This window comes from Paramagnetospirillum caucaseum, assembly GCF_000342045.1.
Lineage (GTDB): Bacteria > Pseudomonadota > Alphaproteobacteria > Rhodospirillales > Magnetospirillaceae > Phaeospirillum > Phaeospirillum caucaseum.
The window spans coordinates 46,614-57,500 of record NZ_AONQ01000023.1; the positions used below are offsets into that span (position 1 = coordinate 46,614).

Below are 10,887 nucleotides of genomic sequence, written 5' to 3' on the forward strand. Positions count from 1 at the left end.
ATGGTCGGTCATGACTGCGGCCCCCGAGATTCATGTGGTGGATGACGATCCCGCGGTGCGCGATTCCCTGCGCATGCTGCTCGAGGCCTCCGGGCATGTGGTTCGCGCCTATCCCGATGCCGAAAGCTTCATCGCCGAGGGTATGAAGGGCACCGGCCCCGGCTGTGTGGTCACCGATGTCCGTATGCCGGGCCTGAGCGGGCTGGACCTGCTGCGCATCCTGCAGGACCGCAATATCGATCTGCCGATGATCGTCATCACCGGCCATGCCGATGTCAGCATGGCGGTCCAGGCCCTCAAGGAGGGCGCCACCGATTTCATCGAGAAGCCTTTCGACGAAGCGGTCTTCCTGGCCGCGGTGACCAAGGCGCTGGCCCGCAGCGAACGCGACTGGGTCGAGCGCCGGCGTCTGGATGGCATCGAGGAGCGCGCCAATTCCCTGACGCCCCGCGAGTACGAGGTGATGGTGCTGGTCGCCCAGGGCCTGTCCAACAAGGCCGCCGCCGTCGAGTTGGGCATCAGCGTGCGCACCGTCGAGATCCATCGGGCCCGCGTCATGGAGAAGATGGCCGCCGACAGTCTGTCGGCCCTGGTCCGGATGGTGCTGGAGCTGGAGGAATCGGGGCGGCTGATCCACGACGACGAGGCGGCGGGGGACTGAGCCGCGTTCTTTGCGTCAATACTCAAATGAAAGGGGCGCCGGTTGTGACCGGCGCCCCTTCGTTTGACCAGAAAGCGGAAGCGTTACACTGTGCGGTTACGCTTCCCTGCCGAGGAGGGTGGGGATGGGCGGGAAGGCCCCCCAAGGCAGTATCTCCGGTTCTGGCCTTCGGAGGCTTTCGCCCCTGTCCAGCTCACAGTCATGACTCTACCAAAGTACTCGCAAGTTGAAAACAGGAAAATCACCCCTTCAATTTGCAACAATAGTTAAGATAACTATATCTATATTTAAAAGCGCATTTGGATAAAATTTTATTCAAAGGCATGGGGCCGTTGGAAACCATGTCGTTGCGATGCCGCGATCCTTGCCCGGCAGGGTGGGGCGGTGGGGATCGAGGTGGGGGACGGGGATAAGGCTATAGGTATTATATCCTGCATTGCCTCGGCGGACGCGGCGAGGCACCATGGGGCGATCGGTTGGCATGGGGGGATGGCATGTTTCGAGCCTTTGCGGCAATAATCGTTGTCCTGCTGGGTGTCTCGGCGGCGGCGGCGGCGGAGTCCGTGACCTTCGGCGCGTCGCGGGTCGAGGTGGTCGCCGAGGACGGCAAGCGCTATGCCTTCGCCGTCGAGATGGCGGTAACGCCCGAGCAATTGTCCCAGGGCCTGATGTTCCGTCGCGACCTGCCGGCCGGCACGGGGATGCTGTTCGATTTCGGCTCGGTCCGCCAGGTGTCCATGTGGATGAAGAACACCCTGATTCCCCTGGACATGCTGTTCATGGACCGGAGCGGACGGGTGATCCATGCGGAGCAGTACGCGGTGCCGGGCAGCCTTGAACCGCGCGGTCCGGCCGGGCTGGTGCTGGGCGTGCTGGAAGTTCCCGCCGGCACCATTCGGCGGCTGGGCCTGAAGCCCGGCGACCGGGTTGTCCATCCCATGTTCGAGCGGGGGCGTTGAGCCGCCTTGCGCTCGGCAGGCAAACCCCTTATTTTCCGCCCGTCGGGGCGTAGCTCAGCCTGGTAGAGCGCGTGCTTTGGGAGCATGAGGCCGGAGGTTCGAATCCTCTCGCCCCGACCATTTCGAACATGATCCGTGTTTTATGCGCCATGCCCTGACTCGGCGCCGAGTTTATGGGGGGCGGTTCAGGCTATTTCGTGCTGGCCGTGGAAATCGTGAAGTCGAGGCCGCTGGAAAATATCATGGGCCAGTGGCGGTATTCCGCGTATTTCGTGCTCAGCTTCGGCACTTCCGTTTCAACGAATTGAGCCAGTTCATAGATGGTGACCTTGCCGTCCAGGGGATTCCTGTCGGCCTTTCCCGACAGGGCGTTGATCAGGCTGTAGCTGAACACGCCATGGCCGAGTTGAGGCAGTTCCACGGCGAGCTGGTCCTTGGCGGTGGCTGAGATGATGTGAAGCCCCACCGCCGCCCCCAGGCGATGGAGCGCCCGGCGGGAGACCTGTTCCTGCACGGCGGCGACGGCGGCGCCCGATTTGCAGGCATCGATCAGCAAGGTGACGCGCTGGGCCGGAATCCGCAGCAGGGCGTCGCGGATACGCTCGAACGACAGGGCGCTTTCGGCGAGGCGGGTCCGGCTTGGCGGGTAGGGGAAGTCCGCCGGAAGGAGGAAGTAGCTGTCGCCATCGCTGGTGCCGTGGCTGGCGAAGTAAATCACCACCACGTCTTCCGGATCGGACGCCGCCAGGGAGGCCAGCGCCGTTTCGATGCCGGCGGCATTGGCCTGGCTGTCGAACAGGGCGAGCAGTCTGATATTGTCGAACAACCCCACCGTCGAACTCTGCAGGGTCTTCAGGATGCCTTCCGCATCCGGGCGGGCGTAATCCAGATTGTATTCGGCCGCCCCGTAGCGGTTGATGCCGACCGCCAGCACATGCAGCGTCGGCTTGCGGAACGGCAGGTTCACCTCGATCTGGTCGCGGACGGCGGCGCCCAGGACCCGTTCGGAACTGGTCGCCGCGACGACGATGCCGTTCCGCCCGGCGACGGCCGGGATACGGACGTCGTAGCGGCGGCTGGTCGGCGTGGCGGCGGCGGCGACCATGCTTGCCGGAACCACGGCCTTGCCGTTGTGGTAGACGCGGACGGCATCGATGCCGCCGCCCTGATCCTCGATGGCCACGGCGAAGGTCAGCGATCCGTCGGGCTGCACATTCAGGCCCTCGATGGCGCTGGAGGGCGGCGGCAGGATGCCTTGGGCAAAGTTCTCGATGCCGGCGGTCAGCAGATCGATGTTTCCCAGCCGCTTCTTGCTGAGAAGCCCCGGTTCGAACTGGCTTTCGGAAAAGCTGCTGAGCGGCAGGGACAGGGTGTCCGAAAGCCATTTCACCGCCTGCAACGCCTGTTGCGAGCCATCGAAGCGGCCATCCCGGTCAAGGACGGCCCAGCTTTCGCCGGTCGACACCAGGGTGACGACGGTCTCGCCCGAGCCGATATCGATGACGCGGGTGAGGCCGTCTTCGGCCGAGGCGAAAACCCGGCGGGATTCCACGTCGTAGCGGACGGCGGTCGCCTTGTGCCCCGGGATCTGGCGACGGAGGGCGCCCTTGCCGTCAAGCGGCACCAGGACGACGGCGCCATCGACGATCATCGCCACCGCCGAGGCGTCCTTGGACAGGTCGAAATCGGAGGTCATGGCCCCATCGACCGCGTGGCGGAAGGCCGGCGTTTCCCCCGGCCCGCGCCACAGGGAGAGGCCGCGCGGGTCCATGGTGAGGACCTCGGTCTCGTCGGCGGCGAACCGCACCGCCGTCACCGCCCCCTCGGCATTGCGCCACTGCCGGACCGCGGTGCCGGAATTGGCTTCCCAGACCCGGATGTCGCCCTGGCGGTCCGCCGATACCAGGAACTGCCCGGATGGGCCGAAGGCCATGGCCGCCGGGGGAGCGGCATGGCCCTTCAGCACCGCCACCGGTTCGGCCCGGCCGCGCCGCAACAAGACGATGCGGCCATCCTCGGCCGAATAGGCCAGCAGGGTTCCGTCGGGGGACAGCGCCACCCCGGTGGCTCCGGCCGCCGAGGTGACCCGCTGGCGCAGATCCTGGGTGGCGAGATCCCAGACCGTGACCTCGCCGCTTTCGGTCAGCACGACCAGGGCGGAGCCGTCATGGGCGAACATCATCCGGCGCGGCGGGGACGACAGCGGAGGGAAGGGGGGCAACTGACGGCCGGCTTCCAGGTCCCAGACGCGGGGGCGCCTGTCGTCGCTGATCTGCGCCAGATAGCGGCCATCGGGCGAGCGGTCGAGCAGGAGGATCGCGCCCAGCCGGTCATCGATCTGGAGGGCCAGCTGGAGGCGGGCGATGCCGGTTCGGATGTTACGGTCGGTGGACCGCCGCCAGACCTGCGCGTCGGCGTTCGCCGACGCGCCGATGGCGAGAACCATCGCCACAAGGCCCAGGGCCGCACGAAGGCGGGTGCTCCAGGATCCTCCGGACTGGGGATTGGAGCTCATCGCCGGTCACCGTCAGAAGCGGGCTTTGAGGCTGAGCATCACGTCGACGGAACGGTTGTTCGCGTTGTCCAGCAAGGTATTGCCGGCCAAGGACACGACGACGGGGTCGAGGTCGACGTCGAGACCCGCTCCCACAAGCCATCCGGTTCCGTCCGTCCGCTTGTCCGTGATGCCGTCGCGAACCGGATTGAGCACCCATTCGTATCCGGCCATGACCAGCGGATGGAACCTGCCGATGGTGTAGCCCACGTCCCCGGTCAGGGACAGCTTGTGCTGGATGGTGCCGCGTTCCGCCGTCCGCGCGCCGGTGCTGTCGGCGTAAGCCTCGGTCGTGATCTGGATCATGTGGTAGTCGGCCTTGAGGCCGAAATCGTAGTCGCCGTAGAGGTGGGTGTAGGTGGCACCCATGTTGCCGGCCCAGCCGGTCAGGTCCTTCTTGGAGCTGACGCCGTTGTTCTGCCGTTCGTCCTGGTCCAGCCACATGCGCTGCACCATCAGGTCCAGCAGCAGGGACGGGGTGGGGAGGTATCCGCCGTAAAGCGCCACGACCTTGGCCATGGTGTCGTTGTCGGTGATGCTGGTGTTGGCCTTCTGGCGGACCTTGGTATCGACCCAGCCGTGGGCCAGGCCGCCGCCGATGATGTAGCGCTCATCAATCATGGCGCCGCCGCCGAGGATGGCCAGACTCATGTTCTGATCCATTCGTTCGGCGCGGTCGGAGAACCTGTTCTTGGAGTAGCTGCCCGAAAGCCAGGCTTCGTACTGGATCGGAGCGGCGCCGGGGGCGCCGGCCTTGGTGATGGTCTTTTCCGACGCGGAGCGGGCGCTGCTGCCCATGGCGTCACCGAAGCCTTCGGCCGTGCCGCGGTTGGCGACATCACTGCTCGCGGCCAGGGCCTCGCCAGCGGCAAGGCCGGCGCAAGCGATGAAAAGTCCCGCGAAACGCGACGTCCACGACCAAGCAGCCATTTCGGCTTCCCCCTGCAATGAGTAAATTAATTTTGCACTTTATGTCGATCCTATGGCGCGAATCAATGTCGGATCGCGGGTAATTTAGATCGGAAGAAATACATGCCCAGGAACGATCGCCATAGAAACGGCCGAAATTCCGCCGGTTTCAGCGCATCAGCACGTACAGGCCGGGGGCATCCATCAGGGGGGCGGCTGCTTCGCCGCCCATGGGCGGCGGCGGCATCCGGGGGCCGGAGCGTTCGGCCAGCCACGCCTGCCACGCCTCCCACCACGATCCTTCGCGGCGGGGCGTGACCTGCTCCCAGCTGTCGGCGTCCACATAGTGGTCGAGGTCCTTGTGGGTCGAGATCTGATAGGACCGCCCCGCATGCCCCGGTTCGGAGATGATGCCGGCGTTGTGGCCGCCCTTGGCCAGGATGAAGGTGACGTCGGTATCGGTCAGCAGGCCGATCTTGTAGACTGACCGCCACGGCGCCACGTGGTCCTTGGTGGTGCCGACGGCGCAGATGGGGGCGCGGATATCGGTCAGGGCCACCGGCCTTCCGTCCACGGTATAGCGTCCCTTGGCCAGTTCATTGCGCAGGAACAGGCGTTGCAGGTACTCGGTATGCATGCGATAGGGCATGCGGGTGGCATCGGCGTTCCAGGCCATCAGGTCGTTGCCGTGGGGGGTCTCGCCCAGCAGGAAGCGGCGGACCATCTGGGACCAGATCAGGTCGTTGGAGCGCAGCAGTTGGAAGGCCCCGGCCATCTGCTTGGTATCCAGATAACCCTGGTTCCACATCATGTCTTCCAGATAGGTGACCTGGCTTTCGTCGATGAACAGCAGGATCTCGCCGGCATCCTCGAAATCGGTCTGGGCGGCCAGCAGGGTGAGGCTGGCCAGGCGGTGGTCGCCGTCCTTGGCCATGCCGGCGGCGGCGATGGACAGCAAGGTTCCGCCCAGGCAATAGCCGGCGGCGTGGATGCCCACGCCGGGGACGATGGCCGAGATGGCGTCGAGCGCGGCCATCACCCCCAGGCGGCGATAATCGGACATGCCGAGGTCGCGGTCCTCGGCGTCCGGATTCTTCCACGAGATCATGAAGACGGTGTGGCCCCGCTCCACCAGCCAGCGGACCAGGGAGTTACAGGGCGACAGGTCCAGAATATAGTACTTCATGATCCAGGCCGGCACGATCAGGACCGGCTCGGGGTGGACGGCGCCGGTGGCGGGCGCGTACTGGATCAGCTCGATCAGGCGGTTGCGCAGCACCACCTTGCCGGGGGTGCAGGCCACGTCGCGGCCGACCACGAAGCCGTCGGCCGACGGCTTGGCCTCCGGGCCGCCCATCTGGCGATGGAGGAGGTCGAGGAAGTTCTCCATGCCGCGCGCCAGATTCTGGCCGCCCTGCTCCACGGTGGCCTTCAGCACGTCGGGATTGGTGCCTAAGAAATTGCTGGGCGACATCATGTCGAGCAACTGGCGGGCGGCGAACTCCACCACCGCCTCGTGGTGGCGCGACACGCCCCTGACGCCGGTGGTGGCGTAGTGCCACCACTGCTCGGCATAGAGGAAGGACTGGTGCAGGACATCGAAGGGGAAGGTCTGCCATTGGGGGCTGGCGAAGCGGGAATCGTGGGCCAGGGGCTCGATGAAGGGATCGATGCCGCGCAAGCCGAGGGCCGAGGATTGGGCATAGCGGAGCAGCGGCAGGCTCTTGGCGGCGGCGTTCTGGACCAGTTCGCCCATCTTGCCGGGCGAGTTCGCCAGATGCACCAGCCAATCGAGATAGGCGAGAACCATCGAGGCCGGAGAGACGCCGTTGGTCAAGCGGCCCTGCATGGCATGGACCAGCCGGTCGGCGCTTTCGGTGAAGATGGGGAACGGCGCCGTCGCCGGCGCGTCGAGGCGGACATGGGCCAGGGGGGCCGGGGACGCCACTTTCGGATTGGCATGAAGCTCATTCATGGCCCGCTCCCTTCGGAAGCCGGCGGAAGGCCGTTCAGGCCGTCCTGCCCGAAAAGGGCATCATAGCCCCGGGCTTTCGTTCCGAGACATGCGGATTGCGCAGTGCAGCAGACCCGTCAAATATAAAGTGCCGCCAACATGGTGGCGGCACTTGCGGGAGGGGTGGAGGGGAGGGTGTTGAGTCAGAGCCGCTCCACGTCCACATCGTGGTGACGATGGCCATAATGGTCGCACAGGCCCGCATCATCCAGGCAAATGGGGCGGTCCGGGTGCGGAGCCTCGGCGGGGCCGTGACGGGCATCGGGAGCCTTGGAAGGCGCGATCACCTCCAGGATGTCCTTGGCGAGATGGCTGCCGACCACCAGGGCGGCGACGTTCGGGTTTTCCAACATCTTGCGCTCCTCTCTTCAATCAGAGCTGAGAGATTGTAGCGCAACAGCTGATGAGGGGAATGCGCCGTCCCTGCATGGGAGGCTCCCGCGAAGCACAGCAGCATTGCCGGCGCTACAGGAAGACCTTGTCGACCGGCCAGCCCGCCGGCTGGACCATGCCCGGCCGGCTGGCGCCGAAGGAGGCGCCTGAGAACAGGCTGAAGCCGAGCGATACCGCCCGCTTGATGTCCTGGCCCGAGCTGGTGTTCCACAGGGCGAGCCCCAGGCCGGCACCCCGGACCTCGTGGGCCACCACCGCCAGCAGGGCATAGAGGGCCGAGTGGGTGAAGGCCGCCTGCTTGGCCTGGGCCTCGTTGAAGCACAGATGGCTGACGCCGCAATCCTTGAGGAATTTCGCCATCTCCGGTTCGGGGAAGATGCGCACGCCCACCGAGGCTCCCCCGGCCATGATGGCGTGGATGACGTCGCGCAGCCGGCCCCGGCTGGCGGAATTCACCGCGCCGGTCAGCTCGACCATCAGCCCGTCGGGGCAAAAGGTCATCAGATGGTGGATGCCGGTGGTGATCTCGCGGCAATTGGTCATGGTGTGGTCGTTCAGCGCCTGGGGCATGATCACCAGCCCGTGATTGCCCGGCGACGCCGCCACGGCGCGCAGCAGATGGGCGTTGCGCTCACGGGCCAGCGGGTCCTGCTCGCCGGCCAGCTGGACGGCGTCGTCCAGCAGTTCGTGGCCCTGGAAATGGCGCCGGGTCATGGCCCGGTTGCCGATCACCGCCTGGCGGGTGACGTCCCAGACCGGCTGGAAGACCACCTGGAGATTGACGGCGGTGTGGCGCTCGTGGGTTTCCAGCACGCTGTCCATGGCGGGCAGCGCCGCCGCCGCCGGGCGGTGTTTCAGCCGTTCCAGCGGCAGGACCTGAACGGAGACGTGGATATGTCCGGCGGACTGGCCGAACAGGCGCTCCTTGATCTCGCGCGAGATGGCGGTGGCCTTGATCATGCCCTCGGTGTCGCTCAGGCCGGGAAAGACCAGCATGTACTTGCCCTGCTCCAGGGGCACGCAGGCATCCTCGGGCGACAGGCGGCGCTGGATGATATGCTCGGCGATGGACAGCGCCTTGGGCAGGGTCGCCCCGAGCGAGGCGCCCTCGGCGTCGGGCAGCACGCTGACCAGATGGATGCGGCCGAAACTGCCCTGGCCGCCGCGCTCCAGCATGGCGCGGACGATAGTTTCGAAGGCTTCACGGTCGGTGAAGTGTTCCGTCATGGTTGTACGATATACGCTCCGGTCCGAATGTATAGGGGATGCTTGTGGACTGGGCAGCCCCTGCCCATGAAATGGGCGCCGGGATGATTTACGACAAGGAAATCCCGCCGGGCGCGGTGGCCCGCCTTTTGCGACGGGCGCCCCGCCGATGGGGAAACAAGGGGAGGGCGGACAGGTGAGCTATTGTCTGGGCATGCGGCTGAAGGCCGGTCTGGTGTTCGTCTCTGATTCACGCACCAATGCCGGGGTGGACAGCGTCGCCACCTTCAGGAAATCCTTCGTGTTCGACGGGGCCGAGGACCGGGTGGTGGTCATCCTTACCGCCGGCAACCTGGCCATCACCCAATCGGTGATCAGCCTGCTGGAGGAGCGGCTGAACAGCCCCGACCGCTCGCGCTCGCTCTACGGCGTCAAGTCCATGTACGAGGTGGCCCGCCTGGTGGGCGATGCCCTGCGCGAGGTTCACGCCATCGACGGGGCGCATCTGAAATCCCACGGCGCCGATTTCGTCGCCTCGCTGATCGTCGGCGGGCAGGTCCGCGGGCGGCGCATGCGGCTGTTCAACGTCTACGCCGCCGGCAACTTCATCGAGGCCTCTGACGAGACGCCCTATTTCCAGATCGGCGAGACCAAGTACGGCAAGCCGATCATCGAACGGGTGATCACCGCCGACACTTCGCTGGAGGAGGCGGTCAAATGCGCCCTGGTCTCCTTCGACTCGACCATCAAGAGCAACATCTCGGTGGCGCCGCCGCTGGACGTGACCCTGGTTCCCGCCGACGGTTGCCGCGCCTCGGTACGCTATCGCGTCGCCGACAACGATCCCTATTTCCTGGCGCTGCGCCGGGGCTGGGGCGAGGGATTGCGCAAGCTGTTCACCCAGTTGCCCGATCCCGACTGGGCGGGGTGAGGGTGGGATGCGGCCGAGGCGGCCGCGCTCCATGAGTGTGCAGATTGTTGGAGTGCGGGCATCTTGCCCGCATGGTTCCGCCCAAATCCCCTAATTGGCCCGGGTCTGGATCGGCTTGCCGGGGGAAAGCGCGATGTGCGAGCCCGACGGGATCTGGGCCATCAGCAGATCGGTGCTGCGCTTGTGGGCCTGATAGCGGTCCAGGTCGCGCCCGGCCAGCTTGATGCCGGTCGGCACCTTGATGGACAGCGGGTTGACCTGGTTGTTGCCCTGCATCACCTCGTAATGCAGGTGCGGGCCGGTGGAGCGCCCGGTCGAGCCGACGAAGCCGATGATCTGGCCCTGCATGACGCGCCGTCCGGTGTGGATGCCCTGGGCGATGCGCTGCATGTGGGCATAGGCGGTGGCGAAGCCGTTGCCGTGGCGGATGCGCACGTAATTGCCATAGGCGCCGTTGGGGCCGGCCATCTCCACCGAGCCATCGCCGGCCGCCATGATGGGGGTGCCGGGCGGCACGCCGAAATCGACGCCCTTGTGCATCTTGGAGAAGCCGAGGATGGGATGGTGGCGCAGGCCGAAGCCCGAGGTGATCTTGGCGCCGTCCACCGGAGTCTTCAGCAGGGCCTTCTTGGCGCTTTCGCCCTTGCCGTTGAAGAAGTCCGAGGCGCCCGAACCGTCCTCGAAGCGGTAGAGGGTGACCTCGGCCCCCGACAGGTCGAGTCCGGCATAGAGCACCTCGCCGCTCTTCACCAGCTTGCCCTTGGTGTCGTACCAGCCCTCGAACAGCACCTCGAAGCTGTCGCCCGGCTGGATGTCGCGCTGGAAGTCCACGTCGTAACTGAGCACCCGGATCATGTTGATGATCACCTGGGCCGGCACCCCGGCGCTGGTGGCGCTCTCGAACAGGCTCGACTTGATCTTGCCCGAGTAATGGGCCACCTGCCGGCTGACCTGACGTTTCTCCTCGCGGCCGGCGAAGCCACCCTTGGGATTGCGCCGCACCTGGATCTCGCGGATCGGGTCGGCGGCCAGCCCCACCTGGGCGAAGCTGCCCTGGCCGAAGCCCCAGGGCGCCGGATCGAAGGTGACGGTGACCTTCTGCCCGGCCTTGAGGTCGCGGGGGTCGAACACCTTGATCAGGGCGTCGATCACCTGGGAGGCCTCGGCCGAGGCGATTCCGGCCCGGCCCAGCAGGCTCATCAGCGTCTCGCCCGAATTCACCTGCAATATATGGTCGATGGGGCGCCGCGAACGGTCCTC

Annotated in this window: 9 protein-coding genes and 1 tRNA gene (1 of these 10 cut by a window edge); 4 read left to right on the top strand and 6 right to left on the bottom strand. The window is 66.0% G+C overall.

What is annotated here, in order from left to right; translation table 11 throughout:
• Nucleotides 1-10: 10 nt before the first annotated feature.
• The 3 genes from H261_RS10205 (at nt 11) to H261_RS10215 (ending at nt 1,740) form a co-directional block, all read left to right on the top strand.
• Nucleotides 11-661, top strand: coding sequence for a response regulator transcription factor (locus tag H261_RS10205; protein ID WP_008617058.1), 651 nt, complete (start codon nt 11-13; stop codon nt 659-661).
• A gap of 494 nt (nt 662-1,155) precedes the next feature.
• Nucleotides 1,156-1,620 carry a DUF192 domain-containing protein gene (locus tag H261_RS10210; protein WP_081608893.1) on the top strand — a complete coding sequence of 155 codons (465 nt, stop codon included), beginning with the start codon at nt 1,156-1,158 and terminating at the stop codon, nt 1,618-1,620.
• A 43-nt stretch (nt 1,621-1,663) separates the two neighbouring features.
• Nucleotides 1,664-1,740: transfer RNA gene (locus H261_RS10215), tRNA-Pro, on the top strand.
• Nucleotides 1,741-1,810: 70 nt separating this feature from the next.
• Here the strand turns inward: H261_RS10215 and H261_RS10220 are convergent.
• The 5 genes from H261_RS10220 to H261_RS10240 form a co-directional block, all read right to left on the bottom strand.
• The gene (locus H261_RS10220; RefSeq protein WP_008617060.1) at nt 1,811-4,066 is read right to left on the bottom strand and encodes a caspase family protein; all 2,256 of its coding nucleotides are present in this window, start codon (nt 4,064-4,066) and stop codon (nt 1,811-1,813) included.
• 81 nt (nt 4,067-4,147) lie between these two features.
• Nucleotides 4,148-5,104, bottom strand: coding sequence for an autotransporter outer membrane beta-barrel domain-containing protein (locus H261_RS10225; RefSeq protein WP_008617061.1), 957 nt, complete (start codon nt 5,102-5,104; stop codon nt 4,148-4,150).
• 148 nt (nt 5,105-5,252) lie between these two features.
• The gene (locus tag H261_RS10230) at nt 5,253-7,058 is read right to left on the bottom strand and encodes a PHA/PHB synthase family protein (protein WP_008617062.1); all 1,806 of its coding nucleotides are present in this window, start codon (nt 7,056-7,058) and stop codon (nt 5,253-5,255) included.
• Between the two features lie 182 nt (nt 7,059-7,240).
• Nucleotides 7,241-7,450, bottom strand: a complete 210-nt coding sequence (locus tag H261_RS10235; RefSeq protein ID WP_008617063.1) for a hypothetical protein — start codon at nt 7,448-7,450, stop codon at nt 7,241-7,243.
• A gap of 112 nt (nt 7,451-7,562) precedes the next feature.
• Nucleotides 7,563-8,717 carry a hypothetical protein gene (locus H261_RS10240; protein ID WP_008617064.1) on the bottom strand — a complete coding sequence of 385 codons (1,155 nt, stop codon included), beginning with the start codon at nt 8,715-8,717 and terminating at the stop codon, nt 7,563-7,565.
• Between the two features lie 175 nt (nt 8,718-8,892).
• On the opposite strand from H261_RS10240, the gene H261_RS10245 reads away from it, so the two are divergent.
• Entirely contained in the window at nt 8,893-9,627 is a 735-nt protein-coding gene (locus H261_RS10245) for a proteasome-type protease (protein WP_008617065.1), read from the top strand.
• A gap of 90 nt (nt 9,628-9,717) precedes the next feature.
• Here H261_RS10245 and H261_RS10250 read toward each other — a convergent pair whose 3' ends face one another.
• A protein-coding gene (locus H261_RS10250; protein WP_008617066.1) for a M23 family metallopeptidase crosses the window boundary here: on the bottom strand, nt 9,718-10,887 show its 3' portion. 219 nt of this gene lie beyond the right edge of the window; the window shows 1,170 of its 1,389 coding nt (coding positions 220-1,389); the start codon falls outside the window, past its right edge — the gene reads right to left on this strand; it ends in the stop codon at nt 9,718-9,720.